The 15,837-nt window shown below is 71.4% G+C and carries 14 protein-coding genes; 10 read left to right on the forward strand and 4 right to left on the reverse strand.

Annotation, left to right across the window (positions count from 1 at the left end):
* Positions 1-67: 67 nt before the first annotated feature.
* Positions 68-751, forward strand: a complete 684-nt coding sequence (locus ACIA5C_RS40970) for a uridine kinase (RefSeq protein ID WP_396065188.1) — start codon at positions 68-70, stop codon at positions 749-751.
* On the opposite strand, the gene ACIA5C_RS40975 is transcribed toward ACIA5C_RS40970, so the two are convergent.
* From ACIA5C_RS40975 to ACIA5C_RS40990, 4 genes are all read right to left on the reverse strand, one after another.
* Complete coding sequence (locus tag ACIA5C_RS40975) at positions 720-1,895, reverse strand: metallophosphoesterase (RefSeq protein ID WP_396065190.1); 1,176 nt, start codon at positions 1,893-1,895, stop codon at positions 720-722. The two genes, ACIA5C_RS40970 and ACIA5C_RS40975, sit on opposite strands and share 32 nt — an antisense overlap.
* Positions 1,896-1,911: 16 nt before the next feature.
* On the reverse strand, positions 1,912-2,580 hold the full coding sequence (locus tag ACIA5C_RS40980; RefSeq protein WP_396065192.1) for a nucleoside/nucleotide kinase family protein: 669 nt from the start codon (positions 2,578-2,580) through the stop codon (positions 1,912-1,914).
* A gap of 252 nt (positions 2,581-2,832) precedes the next feature.
* Complete coding sequence (locus ACIA5C_RS40985) at positions 2,833-3,501, reverse strand: hypothetical protein (RefSeq protein ID WP_396065194.1); 669 nt, start codon at positions 3,499-3,501, stop codon at positions 2,833-2,835.
* 65 nt (positions 3,502-3,566) lie between these two features.
* Entirely contained in the window at positions 3,567-3,806 is a 240-nt protein-coding gene (locus tag ACIA5C_RS40990; RefSeq protein WP_396065196.1) for a hypothetical protein, read from the reverse strand.
* A 113-nt stretch (positions 3,807-3,919) separates the two neighbouring features.
* On the opposite strand from ACIA5C_RS40990, the gene ACIA5C_RS40995 reads away from it, so the two are divergent.
* The 9 genes from ACIA5C_RS40995 to ACIA5C_RS41035 all read left to right on the forward strand — a co-directional run bounded on the left by ACIA5C_RS40995 (position 3,920) and on the right by ACIA5C_RS41035 (position 15,832).
* Entirely contained in the window at positions 3,920-4,729 is an 810-nt protein-coding gene (locus ACIA5C_RS40995) for a polysaccharide deacetylase family protein (protein ID WP_396065198.1), read from the forward strand.
* Between the two features lie 26 nt (positions 4,730-4,755).
* A complete protein-coding gene (locus tag ACIA5C_RS41000) occupies positions 4,756-5,772 on the forward strand; it encodes a glycoside hydrolase family 26 protein (protein ID WP_396065200.1) in 1,017 nt (338 codons plus the stop codon).
* A 705-nt stretch (positions 5,773-6,477) separates the two neighbouring features.
* Positions 6,478-7,386, forward strand: a complete 909-nt coding sequence (locus tag ACIA5C_RS41005; RefSeq protein ID WP_396065202.1) for a glycosyltransferase family 2 protein — start codon at positions 6,478-6,480, stop codon at positions 7,384-7,386.
* Between the two features lie 26 nt (positions 7,387-7,412).
* Positions 7,413-8,381, forward strand: a complete 969-nt coding sequence (locus ACIA5C_RS41010; protein ID WP_396065204.1) for a glycosyltransferase family 2 protein — start codon at positions 7,413-7,415, stop codon at positions 8,379-8,381.
* Positions 8,378-9,646, forward strand: a complete 1,269-nt coding sequence (locus ACIA5C_RS41015; RefSeq protein WP_396065206.1) for a glycosyltransferase — start codon at positions 8,378-8,380, stop codon at positions 9,644-9,646. The genes ACIA5C_RS41010 and ACIA5C_RS41015 overlap by 4 nt, the downstream gene beginning before the upstream one ends.
* A 92-nt stretch (positions 9,647-9,738) precedes the next feature.
* On the forward strand, positions 9,739-11,802 hold the full coding sequence (locus tag ACIA5C_RS41020) for a hypothetical protein (protein WP_396065208.1): 2,064 nt from the start codon (positions 9,739-9,741) through the stop codon (positions 11,800-11,802).
* Positions 11,799-12,599: a hypothetical protein gene (locus ACIA5C_RS41025; RefSeq protein WP_396065210.1), complete on the forward strand. Its 801-nt coding sequence runs from the start codon at positions 11,799-11,801 to the stop codon at positions 12,597-12,599. The genes ACIA5C_RS41020 and ACIA5C_RS41025 overlap by 4 nt, the downstream gene beginning before the upstream one ends.
* 538 nt (positions 12,600-13,137) lie before the next feature.
* Positions 13,138-14,334: a hypothetical protein gene (locus ACIA5C_RS41030; RefSeq protein ID WP_396065212.1), complete on the forward strand. Its 1,197-nt coding sequence runs from the start codon at positions 13,138-13,140 to the stop codon at positions 14,332-14,334.
* A gap of 70 nt (positions 14,335-14,404) precedes the next feature.
* A complete protein-coding gene (locus ACIA5C_RS41035) occupies positions 14,405-15,832 on the forward strand; it encodes a serine hydrolase domain-containing protein (protein ID WP_396065214.1) in 1,428 nt (475 codons plus the stop codon).
* The last annotated feature ends 5 nt before the right edge of the window (positions 15,833-15,837 follow it).

A 15,837-nucleotide genomic window follows, 5' to 3' on the forward strand; every position in this document is an offset into this window, starting at 1 on the left:
GGCTATCCCCACGCCCGATCCGCCGCCCCGGGGTGTGACCGGGGCGTTCGGTGGGTAGAGCGGGCCCATGGAACTCGGGCCGGGGGAGCCGGCGGCTGGTCCCTGGCGGGTCGAGCCCATCGCGGTGTTCGCCCGGGCGCTCGCCGACCGGGCCGGGACGCCGCACGGCAGGCCTCGGCTGATCGCGGTCGACGGGCGTGGCGGCAGCGGTAAGACGGCGCTCGCCGGGCGGCTCGGGCGGGTGTTGGAGGCGGCCGTCGTGCACTCCGACCACGTCGCCTGGGGGCACTCGCGGTTCGGCTGGGACGACCTGATGGCCGACGGGGTGCTCGCGCCGTTGCGGGCCGGGCGGCCGGTGCACTACCGGCCGCCGGGCTGGGACCGGGACGCGCCTCCCGGGCGGGACGGGCCGGACAGTCACCTCGACGTGGTGCCCGGGGAGACGGTGATCGTCGAGGGGGTCGGTGCCGGGCGCCGGAGCCTGGCCGGTCTGGTCGACGTCGTGGTCTGGGTGCAGTCCGACCTCCGCGCGGCGCGGCGCCGCGGGCTGCGGCGGGACCTGGCCGAGGGGCGGCCCGCGGACGACCTGGCCCGCAACTGGGACGAGTGGGAGGCGGAGGAGGTGCCGTTCCTGCTCGGTGACCGGCCGTGGGAGCGGGCGGACTTCGTCGTCGGCACCGACGCGGTGCCGCACGACGCGGAAACCGAAGTCGTCGTCGCTACGAACCCGCGTGCAGGGTCAGCAGGGTGATCTCGCTCGGGGCGAAGACCCGGAACGGCGGTCCCCAGAAGCCGGTGCCGCGGCTCGTGTAGAGCTGGGTGCGCTCCGAGTGGCGGCTCAGGCCCTGCAGCACCGGCTGGTCGATGCGGACCAGGTAGTGGAACGGCCACATCTGGCCGCCGTGGGTGTGTCCGGAGATCTGCAGGTCGACGCCGTGGGCAACCGCGCCGTCGACCTGGTGGGGCTGGTGGGCGAGCAGCAGGATCGGCAGGGCCGGGTCGGCGCCCTCCAGCGCGGCCTCGTGGTCGGCGTGGTGGCCGGGCACGCCCGAGCCGGCCGCGGTGCGGTCGTCGACGCCCGCGATGACCAGGCGGTCGCCGCCGCGCGACACCTCGACGTGCCGGTTGTGCAGGGCCTCCCAGCCCAGTGCGGCCATGTGCTCGACCCAGCGCTGGGCGCCCGAGAAGTATTCGTGGTTGCCGGTCACGTAGACGCGGGCCATCGACGCGCGGACATCACCCAGCGGCGCCGCCATCTCCCGGCGCTGGGCGACCTCACCGTCCGCGATGTCGCCGGTGTGGGCGACCACGTCGGCGTCGAGCGAGTTGACGACCTCGGTGACGCCGCGGGACCAGCGCTCCCGGTTGATCGGCCCGTAGTGGGTGTCGGTCAGGAGCACCAGACGCAGGCCGTCCAGGCCCCGGCCCAGGCGGGGAACGGTCACGTCGATGCGCCGCACCCGCGGCACCCGCATCGCTTCGGTGTATCCCCAGACGAGCAGGACCACGGCGATCACCGCGACCACGACGGTGACCGTGCGGGCGCGTCCGGGCCCGCCGACGCCGGCCGCCAGCAGGATCAGGCCGAGCACCTGGCCGAGGATCGACCAGACGAACAGCACCCAGACCACGCCGAGGGTGGTGTCGGCGATGCGCGACGCCCAGTCGAGGCCGCGCCCGTGCCCGGCGAACATCAGCACCGGGAACGACGCCGCGGCCAGGGCGAACACCACCGTGCCGAGCACGAAGACCGCGCGTGGCCAGGCGTTGCCCGACCAGATCAGCGTCGCCCAGGGCACGCCGAAGAGCAGGATGACGACGGCCGTCACGATCAGGCCGAACCGGGCGGCACGCGACCGGCGGCGACGGGGCTGAGCCTCTACCTCCACTGACACAGCTGAAGCATGCCACTCAGCCGGGCGCACTGCCGATGCGGTGCAGCAGGTCCGCCCCGACGATCAGGTCGGCGGCGGGCCGGGTCGCGGCGATCAGCATGGCATTGCGTTCGTCGGTGCCGGTCGCCCAGGAGACGGCGTCCGGCTCCGGCTTGCCGAAACGCATGTGCCGGTCGATCAGGCGGCGCCGGCGGGACTCGGGGTCGAGGTCGGCGTACCAGACCTCGGTGAGCAGCGGGCGGAGCGACTCCCACAGCAGCAGGTAGTTGCCTTCCGAGATGAGCAGGCGGGCACTTCGGAAGACCGGGATCGAACCGGCGATCGGCTGCTCGATGACCCGCTCGAACCCGGGAGCGTAGACGACGTCGTCACGGTCCTCGTGGAACCGGCGCAGGAGCGCGGCGTAGCCGAGATGATCGAAGGTCTCGGGCGCGCCCTTGCGGTCGCGGAGCCCGAGCCGGTCCAGTTCCACATCGGCCAGGTGGAAGCCGTCCATCGGCACGTGCGCGACCCACTCGCCGGCGGGCAGGCCGGGCGGCGGCGTCCGGCCCAGGGCGGCCAGCAACTCCTCGGCCAGCGTGGTCTTGCCGGCCGCCGGGGCACCGGCGATGCCAAGGACGGCCCGCCGGCCGTCGGACACCAGGGCCCGGGCCCGGTCCAGCAGGGCGTCGAACGTGTGGCTCATGCCGGAACGGTACCGGCGCTCACCCGTCCGTGGTCGGATCGAGGACTCCGCCGGTCCTCGGACCGTTCGGGCCATGGGCATCCGGTACCGCCGGGGCGAGCGTGCAAGTCGAACCAGCAGACCGAGGGGGGTCCACGAGGGCTGGCCTTCGTGGACCCCCCGCACGGCGAGCTTTTCGTCGCCGAGGCCGGGCGGGGCGGTCGCGGTCCGTGCCGGACGGGGCCGAGCGTCGCCGCCGGCCAGGGCAGCGTCCTACGGTGCGTGCTCCGTTGACAGCCCGAGCCGCAACCCGGCCACCCCGGCAGGGGAGAGAGGCCGGGTTGTGGCTCGGGACAACTCCTCGCGTACCTCTTCCGGAAGCTCTTCGGCGAGCGTACGCAGCACCGGGTACAGGTCGAGCACGTCGCGGTGGGTCAGCGCGCCCACCCCGATGAGGAGTCCGTTGACCGCGCTCGGCGTACGCGCCAGCTCCAGGCACAGCTCGAGCCGCCAGATCGCGTCGGTGACCCGGCCCGGGAACTCGCGGGCGATCCGGTTGCCGGACGGCGAGGCCTCCTCGAGCGCGGCGTGCCGTCCCGAGCGGGCGAGAACCGGGGCGAGGCGGCAGGCGATGCCGAGGAGCTGGGCCAGCTGCGGGACGGTCAGCACGTCCAGCCCGTACGCGCAGGTCTCGCAGAGCCGTTGGTAGGTGCGGGCGTGTACCACCGAGGCGGCCCGCGGGCAGTCGCCCAGCGGTCCGCACAGCCGGTCGAGGATGATCTCGGCGAGAGTGCCCTCGTGGTCGAAGCGGCCGACCCCGAAGTACGCGGCGGGGGCGCTGCGATAGCGGGCGAGAGCCGTACGCGCGCTCACGTAGCCGTCCGGGTCGACACCGATGCGGGGTACACCGTTCTCGGTATGCAGTTGAATGAGTCGGAACATCTCGCGCCCCCGGGGGTGAAGCGGCAGGTCGTCGCCCGGGGGTACGGCCCGCGCGATCCTACGGTTCAGTCCTCACCCTTCGTAGATGCAAAAATCCGTTCGGCGCGCTGACCAGTGAGCCGGAAGCAGTCGAAGGTTACGGCGTGTAACGCATAAACACCAGAGGTGAGCATCACCGCGGTCGCGCCGAGGATGACCAGCAGCCCCGGATCCATCAACCGGGCGGCGGCCGGCACGATGACCGCCCCGAACACGAGGGCCGCCTCGGTGGCCGCCTCGGCGAGGCGCAGCCGATCGATCGTCATGGCGTACAGCCTTGCGCCCGGCAACCGGCACCACCTCCCGCTGCGGTGGGAGTCGTCTACTACTTTCGGCAGAGCCCTGCGCCGGGCCCGGCCCCGCGCCTAGCGTGGGTGAAGTGACGCTGCCACCGGCACCGGCCTGGACCCTTCCGGCGCTGATGTACCACTCGGTGTCCGCGACGGCCGGGCCCCTGCGCGACCTCGCGGTGCCGCCCCGGCGGCTCGACGAGCACCTTTCCGCGCTGACCGACGCCGGCTACCGCCTGGTCGGCTTGAGCGAGGCCCTCGACCTGCGCGACGCGGGTGTCACCGACCCTCTGGTCGCGCTCACCTTCGACGACGGATACCGCGACTTCCTGACCGCCGGTGTGCCCGCGCTGGAGAAGGCCGGTGCCCGGGCCACGCTCTACGCCTCGGTCGGTCACCTGGGCGGCAGCGCCGGTTGGCTGGGCCGCCGGGCGTCCGACTTCGGGCCGATGCTGACCTGGGACGAGCTGTCCGCGGTGGCCGCCGCCGGAGTTGAGATCGGCAACCACGGGCTGATCCACCACCCGCTCGACGTGCTGCCGGGCCGCCAGTTGCGGGACGAGATCGTCGTCGCCCGGGATCGGCTCGAACAGCACCTGCGGCATCCGGTCCGGTCGTTCGCCTACCCGCACGGATACCACGGGCGCCGGGTGCGCGGGGTGGTCGCCTGGGCCGGCCACGACAACGCGACCGAGGTGGGGCGCCGGTTGCACACGGCTTTCGAACCCCGGTTCGCGGTCCCGCGGTTGCAGCCACTGCCCTCCCACAGCGGTGCCGATCTGGTGGCCCTGTGCGCCGCGGGGGAGAGCGGTCTCGTGCCGCGGCTCAAGCGGGTCGCGCAACCCGGGTGGCGGATCGCCCGCCGGCTGGCCCGCATCGCCGGGTGGAACCTCACGTGACGCCCGCCCACCGCGAAAAAAGCTCGATGACGCGGCGGGTCCTGCTCGGTGGTGCGGCGGCCGCCGCGGTCTCCGGCGTGGCGGTCGGGATGCACCGGTTCCCCCGGCACTCCCCGCCCGCGCCCTCGTCGCCCGCGTCACCGTCGCCGCCATTGTCGCCGTCGGCCTCGCCCGAGCCCACGCCGGTGGGCAGGCCGGGCTGGGGCGGCCCGGTCGCGTTCAAGGCCGGCCGGGTCATGCTCGGCGCCTACCTCGACCTCGCCGGCATGACGTTCGACCGGGCGATGGCCCTGCGCCGCCGCCAGCTGGGCCGCGGCGAGAAAATCATCCACCTGTTCTACGGCTTCGGCGACCACCTGCCGAGCAGCCTCGACCTCCCGGCCGGCACGATCCCGCTGATCTCGTGGCGAGGCGTCCCCTACCAGACCATCCTCGGCGGCCACTCCGACTCCATCATCAAGGCGGCGGCCCGCAACCTGGCCCGCCTGAAACAACCGGTCTTCCTGCGCTGGGCCTGGGAGATGAACGGCAACTGGTACCCGTGGGGCGGCCCCAACAACGACAACGACCCCCAGGGGTACGTCGACTGCTGGCGCTACCTGCACCGCATGTTCACCCAGCAGAACGCCCGCAACGTGGCCTGGGTGTGGAGCATCAACTGGAACAACCGCCCGCCGGCGGCCACCAACCGCTTCCAGTCCTACTATCCGGGCGACAGCTATGTGGACTGGGTCGGCCTGAGTGGCTACAACTTGGGCCACGAGTCCCCGCAGACGTTGTACGACCCGCTCTACAGCGCGTACGCGACCCGCAAGCCGGTCTTCATCACCGAGATCGCCGCGGCCGACTTCGGCGGCGTCACGAAGGGCGACTTCATCCGCAAGTTCAGCGCCTACGTGGCAGCGAGGCCGGCAATCGGCGCGGTCGCCTGGTTCGACACCGACACCCACAAGGACGCGCCCTACAACTGGCGCATCGACGCCAACACCGACTCGCTGGCGGCCTACAAGGCAATGGCCTCCAGCGCCCGCTTCGCCGGCTAGGCCGGACGTCGGCCTTCCGGGCCGGGAGCGTCAGCGGCCGGGGGTCAGCGGCCGGAAGTCAGCGGCCGGGGGTCAGGCGGCGCCACCAGGCGGCGCGCCGGAAGCGGGGGCACGCTCCCGGGCCGCACAAGGTGCACTCGGTGCCCCGGCGGTGGTGTTCGTGGGCCCGGTGCGGGTGCCCGCAGACACAGACTGTTTCCTCAGCGCTCATCGTCTCACCAACGGTAAGGCGGCCCGAAAGCTACGGGACCGGGCCGGTGGATCCGGCGGCCGACACCATATACATGCCGGCGGCCGTCCCGCAGCACGCTACCGTCCGACACGGTCGCTATCACGGTCCGTGATGTCGACGTTCGGGGGACCGACTCGCCCAGGTTTTTCCGACATTTATTTTTTGCCCGGTAACGCCGCTCGATCGGCGAACAGGCAGGCGTCGGGCTCGGAGGCCGCCGAAGTACCCGATGTGCCCGGTGTCCATTACTCAAGGTAACCATGGGATGGTTGTTACTTTTAGTAAACAACATCTATTGACGCAGGTCAGAGCGTTACTCGCTGCACCCACGGAACCGAACCTGCCGCCGAATCCTTCGGCGGTTGACGCTACGTAATGTCGGGCTAAATTGGTGCCAGAAGCGAGCGACCGGCGATTCTGCCCCCGGAAAATGCCGACGACGTCGCCTTGCCGAGCCCGGAAGGGGACCCGACATGGCCCACTCGACCTCCGCCAGCAACACGTACCGTAACGGCAAGTCGTCACCGAGCGTGAGTGTCGTGATTCCGGCCCTCAACGAGGAGCGGAATCTGCCGCACGTCTTCGCCAAGCTGCCGGCCGGCATCGCCGAGGTGATTCTGGTCGACGGCGGTTCGCTCGACCGCACCGTGGCGGTCGCCCGCGAGCTGCGGCCCGACGTGGTCGTGGTGACCCAGACCCGTACCGGCAAGGGCAACGCGCTGGCCTGCGGATTCGCGGCCTGCACGAGCGACATCATCGTGATGATCGACGCGGACGGCTCGACCGACCCGGCCGAGATCCCGCTGTTCGTCGAGAAGCTGATCGCCGGCGCCGACTTCGTCAAGGGTTCCCGCTTCGACAAGGGCGGCCACAGCCACGACATCACCCCGCTGCGCAAGGTCGGCAACGACGGCCTCAACCTGGTGGTGAACGTCCTGTTCGGGACCCGCTTCACCGACCTCTGCTACGGCTACAACGCCTTCTGGCGCAGCGTGGTCCCGATGCTCGACCTGCCCGCGATCGACGAGCCGCGGCCGGCCGACGGCAGCAAGCTCTGGGGCGACGGCTTCGAGATCGAGACGATGATCAACATCCGGGCGGCCGCCGAGGGCATGCGGGTCGGCGAGGTCGGCAGCATCGAGCACGAGCGGATCCACGGCGAGAGCAACCTCAACACCTTCCGGGACGGCTTCCGGGTGCTGCGGACCATCTTCAGCGAGTACGGCCGGATGCGCCGCCGCACCCGCAGCCCGCTCGCGCGGCCGGTCGTCACCCCGATGATCCCGGCCGCCGCCGAGACGGTCCCCCACCTCAACGGCTCGATCCGGTTCAGCGCCGCCCGCCACGACGTCAAGCCGGTCCCCACCCGCGTCGAGGACTGAAGAACCCCCGAAACAGGAGTGCTCCCGTGGAAACCACCCCCCGCCTCGCCGCCACCATCGTCATCCCGACCCACTCCGAGGACCGCTGGGACTCGCTCGTGCGGACCATCGCCTCGGCCCGCTCGCAGACCCGCACCCCGGCCGGCATCATCGTCGTGGTCGACCACAACCCGAAGCTCTACCGCCGCATCCGGCGGGACCTGGCCGGCGTGACGGTGCTCGAGAACGCGTACGCCCAGGGCGTGTCCGGCAACCGCAACACCGGCGCGTTCAGCGCCAGCACCTCGCTGATCGCGTTCCTCGACGACGACACGATCGCCGACCCGCACTGGCTCGACCACCTGGTCCGCCCGTTCGCCGACCCGAAGGTCGTCGGCACCGGCGGCGGCATCAGCCCGGACTGGGAGCAGGCCCGCCCACGCTGGATGCCGGAGGAATTCCTGTGGGCGGTCGGCGGCACGTACGCCGGGATGCCCACCCGCACCGCCCCGATCCGCAACGTCTGGTCGGCCAGCATGATCGTGCGCCGGGACGTCTTCATGGCGGTCGGCGGTTTCCGGGTCGGTTTCGGCAAGCTCGGCGACCAGAACCGCCCCGAGGACACCGAGCTCTGCCTGCGGATGAGCGCCCTCGACGGCGGCCACTGGATGTTCGTGCCGGACGCCGTGATCCGCCACGAGGTGCCGGCCAAGCGTTCCACCTTCGGCTTCTTCCTGCGCCGCTGCTACGCCGAGGGTCGCGGCAAGGTGCAGATGGCGTCGCTGGACAGCGCGACCGACTCGCTGCGCGCCGACTCGCTCGGCACCGAGCGGGCCTACCTGTGGTCGCTGCCCAAGGCGGTCGTCCGCAACCTGGGCGCCGCCCTCGCCGGGCGCGGCGCCGGCCACGCCCTCCAGGCCGGCGGCGTCGTCGCCGGTGTTGCCGCGGCCGCCTACGGCGGAGCCGTCGAGACCCTCCACGCCCGTCGCGCGCAGAAGCTGGGGATCGCCCGATGACGATCGACATCACGACCATGCCCGCCTACGAGCTGCCCGCCGTGGTGCTCGATCTGGACCTCTCCGAGCCCCTGCCGGCCGTGCCGGCGGTCGGTGCGGACGGCCGGCGGGTACGGAAGGCGTGGATCCTCGTACGCCAGTTCACTCAGCCGCTGGGCGCCGTGCTGACCGACGTACCGGAAAGCGGCCTGACCCCCGCCGACCTGGCGGTGGCGATCGGGAACGAGTTGCACCGCCCGGTCTCCGCCGACGGCATCGCCGTCGAGCAGGAGCCGGAGTTCCTGGCCCGGCGCCGCGCGGTGCTCGCGACCGCCCCGCACATCACCGTGGTGATCTGCACCCGGGAGCGGCCGGGCGCGCTCGCCCGCTGCCTGGACAGCCTGATCGCCCAGCAGTACCCCGGCTTCCGCATTCTGGTCGTCGACAACGCGCCCGAGACCACGGCGACGGCCGAGGTCGTCCACTCGGCGGCCCGCCGCGGCCCGGTCGACTACCTGATCGAGCCGCGGGCCGGCCTGTCGTTCGCCCGCAACACCGCGGTTCGGGCGGCACCGGGCCAGATCCTGGCCTGGATCGACGACGACGAGGTCGCCGACCCGCACTGGCTGGCCGAGGTGGCCCGCGCCCTCGCCGAGCACCCGGACGCCGACGTCGTCTCCGGCGTCATCGTGCCGGCCGAGCTCGAGACCCAGGCCCAGTTGTGGTTCGAGCAGTTCGGCGGTCACAGCAAGGGCCGCGGTTTCACGCCCGCCGTGTTCTCGCCCGCGACCGCGCACATTCAGAGCCCGCTCTACCCGCTGCCGCCCTTCGGCACCGGCGCCAACATGACGTTCCGGCCGGGCGTGATCGAGCGGATCGGCATGTTCGACACCGCGCTCGGCGCCGGCACGCCGGCCATGGGCTCCGAGGACACGCTCGCCTTCACCCAGGTCCTGCTCGCGGGCGGCAAGATCGTCTACCAGCCCAGCGCGGTCACCCACCACTACCACCGGCGTGACCTGGCCGGTCTGCGGAAGCAGATGGTCGGCTACGGGACCGGGCTGGTCGCCGCGTACACCAGCCTGCTGATGGCCCGGCCGGGCGTGTTCTGCGGCCTGCTCAAGCTGGTGCCGGGTGCCCTGCGCGACCTGACCGGCAAGGACACCGCCCGCACGGCCACCCTGCAGGACGACTTCCCCCGTGACCTGCTCGCGGCCAACCGTCGCGGCATGCTGGCCGGCCCCCGCGCGTACTTCCGCGGCCGCCGCGCCGCCAAGCGGCGCTGATCCCGCGTTCCCCGGAAAAACCCGGTTCGGACCGGGCATTCTTCTAGCGAAGAGGTTTCCGAGAACGGGTGCGGTGGAGGGCCGAGCGACCGATGGCGGATGAGCACGCCTCCGACCCGGCCGGCGCCGACCCGCCTCCGCCCGCCAAGGGCCTGCCGGGCGGGAAGCGGGTCCGGCTGGCGGCCGCGGGTGCGGCCGCCGATCCGGTACGCCGCAAGGCCGCCCTCGAAACGATCACCCTTCCCGAATCCGACGTCGAACCGGAGGCGCCGCCCAGGTCGGCGACGGCCGCCACCCACGCCGAGGCGGAGGCACTGGCTGCGGAGGCTGTGCCTGCGGAGGCCGGGCCTGCGGAGGCGACGACCGCCGCACGCTCGTCCGGACTCGGGCAGGCACCCTGGATTCTCGCCCTGTCCAGCTTCGGGGTGCTGCTGGTGGCCCTCGGCTATGCGGGCGGCCGCGAGCAGAACCGCCTGGCGCTCGCCGCCTACTGGGCCGGCCAGATCGTCGTCTTCACCCCGGTCGTGACGAGGCTGCTCATGCGACGGCTGGCCGGGATCGCCGAGTCGTTCGTGCTGGTGCTGGGGCTGGCGGTCAACCAGTACTTGTTGAAGTGGTTCTACAGCCCGGACCAGTTCCGCTTCCCGGACGAGCTTCAACACTGGCTGGCGACCACCATCATCAACGAGCAGGGCACCCTCTTCCGGCCCAACCTGGCCCTGCCCCCGGCCGTCCACTTCCCGGGGCTGGCCGAGATGGGCGCCGCGATCTCACAGCTGACCGGGCTGCCGGTCACCGCGGCCGGGTTCATCGTCGCCGGCACGTGCCACCTCGGCCTGGTCGCCGCGCTCTACGCGGCCGTCCTGCGGTCGAGCCGGTCCGCGGCCATCGCGGGCGTGGCCTGCGTGGTCTATGCGACCTCGCTGCACTACCTGTTCTTCAACTCGATGTACCTCTACCAGACCGGCGCCCTGATCTTCCTGATGCTGACCGTCTGGGCGGCCCGGCGGTTCTCGGCCGGGCACGGCCGGCAGTTCGGCGCGCTGGCCATCGCCGGCACCGTCCTCACCACGGTCTGCCACCACGTCACGGCCGGCGCACTCGTGCTGACGTTGCTGCTGATCGGGCTGGCCGAGGTGGGCACGACCAGGCCGCGCCCGTGGCGGACGCTGATCGTCCCGGCCGGTGCCGCGGTCGTCGTCGCGGTCTGGGTCCTGGTCGTCGCGCACGACGTCATCTCGTACCTTCAGGCCCCTCTCGACCAGGTGCGGCACGCCGCCTCGCAGTTCTTCTCCGGCCGGCAGCAGCCGGCCGGAGCCGCCGCCGCGGTCCCGCTCTGGGAGCTGGGCCTCCAGGCGCTCGGACTGCTGTTCCTGCTGGGCCTGTACCTGGCGGTCGCCCGGGACACGATCGCCCGCCGGGAGCGCGACCCCTGGCAGTGGGCGGCACTCGCCGGTTCCGCGGTCTTCTTCGCGGGGAACGGCGTGCGCTTCCTCGGCTCGAACGGTCCCGAGGTCGCGGGCCGGCTCTCCACTTTCACGTACGTGCCGATGTCGATCGTCGCCGCGACCGCGCTGGTCCGGAACGTCCGCCTGGTGCCGTCCAGGAAGATGCGCCCCTCCGGCCGCCGGAGCCGCATGCTGCGGGTGGCGGCCGGTGCTGTCGTCATCACGGTGCTGATGGCCGGCGCCCGGGTCGGCGGCTGGCCGCCGGCCGCCCAGCTCCTGCCCGGCCCCTACCTGGCCGACGGCTTCGAGCGCTCGGTCGACCGCTACGGCCTGGACGCCGCCGACTGGGAGCGCGACATGCTCGGCCCGGGCCAGCGGACCGGCGGCGACCTGACCGCGATCGCGCTGGCCTCGACCTACGGCCGGCAGGACCCGGTGCGGGGCGTCGGTCCCCTGTTCTACGCCGAGCAGTGGTCGGACGCCGACCAGGACCTGGTCGGCACCCTGGCCTTGAGTTACCTGGTGGTGGACACCCGCCTGGGCGAGCAGTTGCCGGCCAACTCGCAGTACTTCGACAACGATCCGGACGCGGGCCGCATCGCCCGGCCGCTCACCGCGCAGCAGCTGGGCAAGTTCGACGACCTGCCGCAGTGGTCCCGGCTCTACGACAACGGCAGGATCCGCATCTACCGGGTCGGTGGCCGGTGAGGCGGCACACCGCGTACGCCCTGGCCGGTGCCACCCTGGTGGCCGGCGCCGCCGTCGTGAGCGGCATCCGGGTGCTGATGGTCGCCGGCGGCCTGCCGCTCGGCCTGGTGCTGCCCGGTCTGGCCCTGACCGCCCTGCTGTTCCGCCGTCCCGGTCGCCTGGTGACCATCGAGCGGCTGATGCTGGTTCCCGCGCTCAGCCTGGGCACGCTGATCCTGGGCGGGCTCCTGGCCTGGGTGGTGCGCGCGCCCCTGCACCGCGTCACCTGGCTCGCGGTGAGTGCCGGGGTGACACTGGCCGCCCTGGCCGCCGTCCTGGCCATCACCCCGCGGGTGCCGGCTGACCGTCCGGGATCCGGCTCCGCCGGCTCGGCGCCGAGCATCCCGGCGTCGGAGCTCATCAATCGGCGGCGCCGGCTTCTCAGGCAGCTCGTGCCGGCCGTGCTGGCGGTCGCGATGCTGGCGGGCGCGGGCTGGCTGTCGCTGGCCACCTCGATCCGGACCCACCAGGTCACGGTCACCACCCTGTCCGTGGTGCCACCGGGTGCCGCCGACGCGAGCGGCGACCGCAGCATCCAGGTCAACGCCACCGGGCTGGCCGGCGGACCGGACGCCTACGCCCTGCAGGTCACCTCGGTCACGCGGAACACCCGCACCGCGGTCACCGCGGACGAGCGCGGCCTGTGGACGTCGACCCTGCGTCTGCCCGGCGACGAGCGGCTCACGCTGGCGCTCTATCGGGCGGGCGGGACGAGCCCTCTGCGCACGGTCATCGTGGCGAGTGCAGCGACCGGCTGACATATTCGATCTCGCCGTTGCCAAACATTTATCTTGGCGGATGAAATACCAAGGTAATGTCGAGTCTCGCCTGAGCGGGCAGGCAATTAGGGATATGCACTAATTGACGATGTATAGCACGGACAGTCTGTGACCTCGCCCAATTCTTCCTTAGGTGCACCTTAATTATCGGCCACCGGCCGTCCTCGCGTGGCTATGGTCGCTGCCGACCGTCATGCTCGACAGCAGGAACCCAGACATGCCCTGAGCTGGGATCTCGATCACCGCAAGAGGTGAGCTGCCGAGCATCGACCCACCGAGCATGGAAGGTAGATCGACGTTGCGCTCCCTTCGTCGTCAACCGGAACCCCACCAAGACGCACCCATCGTCGATCACGCAGACCCGACCGGCCCCGGAGGCCGGCACGCTCGCCATTCGCGGCGAAAATGGTTCTTCGCTCTCATACCGGTCGCCGCCATTCTGGCGTTTCTGGGGGCAAATGTTGCCAACGGTTCGACACAGCGGCCGATCGTTTACAAGGTCGCCTCACCGATCACCGTGCAGGCGCTGGGCGTCGACCTGGCCCAGGCCAAGACGAACGAGACCGTGACCGCCGGCGCCAAACTGGTCGCCGAACGCAGGACGAACGTCCGCTACCTGGTCATCGCGGTTCGCGACCAGGCCGGGAACATCTTCGACTTCCCGCGCTCCGAGAACGTCACGATCGGCACGGCGCAGCAGGAGTACACGGCCAAGCGCTCGTTCAGCAAGCCCGGTACGTACACGATCTCGGTCGCCTACATGGGCAACGACGGCGTGTGGAAGAACCTCGGCGTGAAGCAGACGTTCGTCGTGGGCGCGGCCCAGGGCGGCGGGACGCCGTCGCCGGCCCCCACGACCTCGAGCCCGTCACCGAAGCCGTCCCGGTCCACGGCCGCGAAGCCGCCGTCGGGACCGTCGAACGGCGCCTTCCCGAACGCGAGCAACACCGGCGTGCCGGACGGCGTGGAGTTGAGCAAGTACACCGGGTCCTGCTCGATCATCACCAACGGCACGGTGATCGACTCCAAGATCGTCAACTGCGACCTGTCGATCAAGGCCACCGACGTGGTGATCAAGCGCTCCCGCATCAACGGTGAGATCAACGGCGGCGAGGGCACCAAGAGCAGCTTCCGCGTCGAGGACTCCGAGGTCATCAACGGCGCCCGGGCCGCCTGCCAGTGCATCGGGTCCGACAACTTCACCGTGCTGCGCACCGAGATCAAGGGCGGCAACCGCGGCATCTACTGCCGGCTCAACTGCACCGTCGAAGACTCGTGGATCCACGGCACGGCGCTGCTCGCGACCCAGCACGCCTCGGCGATCCGGGTCGAGCAGCACTCGACGATCACCCACAACACCATGCAGTGCGACTGGACGGCGCTCACCGACTCCGAAATCGGCTGCTCGGCCGACATGACGGGTTATCCGGACTTCGCGCCGATCACGCACAACACGATCTCCGACAACCTGTTCATGGCCAACCCGAGCGGGACCGGCTACTGCGCGTACGGCGGAGCGACCGGGAAGAAGGAGTTCTCCGGCGACCCGACCAACGCCACCTACATCAAGTTCATCAACAACGTGTGGCAGAAGGGCTCCGACGGCAAGTGCGGCACGTACGGGCCGATCACCGGCTTCGACAAGAACCGCACCGGCAACGAGTGGACCGGCAACAAGTTCGACGACGGCACGGTCATCGGGCCCGAGCTGTAACCAGGTCGGCCTGCGGCCGCCGGCCCGCCGCGAGAGGCGGGCCGGCGGGCGGCCTTGCTAGGGTGCCCGGATGTCTTTCCGGCGCGCTCTTCTGCCGCGGTCGGCACCGTTCGCCTCGGGGGTGTCGTCCCGCGCGGTTGCCGCGCTGCTGGACCGGCTCGAAGCGCAATCGGTCGAGTGTCACTCCATCATGATCGTGCGCCATGGCCATGTCGTGGCCGAGGGCTGGTGGGCGCCGTACTCGGCCGGGCGCCCGCACCTTCTCTACTCGCTGACCAAGTCGTTCACCTCGGTCGCGGTGGGGCTCGCGATCGCCGACGGGCTGCTGTCGCTGGACGACCGGGTGGTGGACGTGCTGCCCGAGCACGTTCCGGCCGGCATCTCCGAGCAGGGACGCCGCGTCACCGTTCACCACCTGCTGTCGATGACGAGCGGGCATCGGACGGACAGCCTCACCGAGGCCTGGCAGCTCGAACCGGGCGACCTGGTGAAGGGCTTCCTGCGCGTGCCGTTCGCCGACCCGGAGGGAACCCGGCACACCTACGACAACGCGACCACGTTCCTGCTGGCCCGGATGGTGGAACGGGTGACCGGCCGGGGCCTGCCGGAGCTGCTCGACGAGCGCCTGTTCGAGCCGATGGGCGTGGACCACGCCGAGTGGGACCGGGTGGCGAGCGGTGCCGCCTTCGGATTCCACGGGCTGCATCTCACGACCGAGGCCGTCGCCGCCTTCGGCGAGTTGTTACGGCGCGAAGGCCGGTGGGGAGACCGGCAACTCGTTGCGCGCGACTGGGTGCGGCTCGCTACCAGCCGGCACATCGAGACCCGGCCCGCGGAGGTCGGCGGGGGCACCGAATGGCTCTGCGGGTCCGGATATCAGTTCTGGATGTCGCGCCACGGCTACTTCGGTCAGGGCAACAACGGCCAGCTGTGTGTGGTCGTCCCCGAGCATGACCTCGTGATCGCCGTGACCGCCGCCATGATCGACGGACAGCCGATGTTCGACGCGATCTGGGAGTGCCTGCTGCCCGGGCTGGATCATGGGGAAAGCACCCGGGACGACGAGATCCTCGCCGACCGGCTGCGGCGGCTGTCGCTGCCGCCGGTGCCGGGCGCGGCCGCCCCGGAGCGCATCGCCGAGGCGAGAGTCGACGCCTCGGCCGGGGATTCGCCTCTGCCCGACGGCACCATGGTGTCGGTCGAACCCGCCGGCGGGGGATGGCTCCTGCGGTTGGGGTCGTCGCTGACCGTCGAGGCGGGCCACGGCGAATGGCGGGAAAGTTCGTCGCTCGGCCGTCCGGTCGTCGCGGCCGGCGCATGGCAGGGCGACACGTTCGTCGCCGACCTTTACGTCATCACCGGCCCGCACCGGGTCCGGCTGGTGGTCGCCGCCGCCGCCGGGACAGCCGTGGCGACGTGGAACACCGTGCCGCTGACCAGCCCCGATCTGACGGTGCATCTGCGGTCGCCGCTGATGACACGGCCCGACGTCGCATAGGGCCG

Source organism: Actinoplanes sp. NPDC051343, assembly GCF_044455125.1.
GTDB lineage: Bacteria > Actinomycetota > Actinomycetes > Mycobacteriales > Micromonosporaceae > Actinoplanes.

Coding starts and splice junctions, on each gene's coding strand:
- ACIA5C_RS40970 (WP_396065188.1), top strand. CDS start 68: ATGGAACTCGGGCCGGGGGAGCCGGCGGCTGGTCCCTGGCGGGTCGAG.
- ACIA5C_RS40980 (WP_396065192.1), bottom strand. CDS start 2,580: ATGAGCCACACGTTCGACGCCCTGCTGGACCGGGCCCGGGCCCTGGTG.
- ACIA5C_RS40985 (WP_396065194.1), bottom strand. CDS start 3,501: ATGTTCCGACTCATTCAACTGCATACCGAGAACGGTGTACCCCGCATC.
- ACIA5C_RS40990 (WP_396065196.1), bottom strand. CDS start 3,806: ATGACGATCGATCGGCTGCGCCTCGCCGAGGCGGCCACCGAGGCGGCC.
- ACIA5C_RS41000 (WP_396065200.1), top strand. CDS start 4,756: ATGACGCGGCGGGTCCTGCTCGGTGGTGCGGCGGCCGCCGCGGTCTCC.
- ACIA5C_RS41005 (WP_396065202.1), top strand. CDS start 6,478: ATGGCCCACTCGACCTCCGCCAGCAACACGTACCGTAACGGCAAGTCG.
- ACIA5C_RS41015 (WP_396065206.1), top strand. CDS start 8,378: ATGACGATCGACATCACGACCATGCCCGCCTACGAGCTGCCCGCCGTG.
- ACIA5C_RS41020 (WP_396065208.1), top strand. CDS start 9,739: ATGGCGGATGAGCACGCCTCCGACCCGGCCGGCGCCGACCCGCCTCCG.
- ACIA5C_RS41035 (WP_396065214.1), top strand. CDS start 14,405: ATGTCTTTCCGGCGCGCTCTTCTGCCGCGGTCGGCACCGTTCGCCTCG.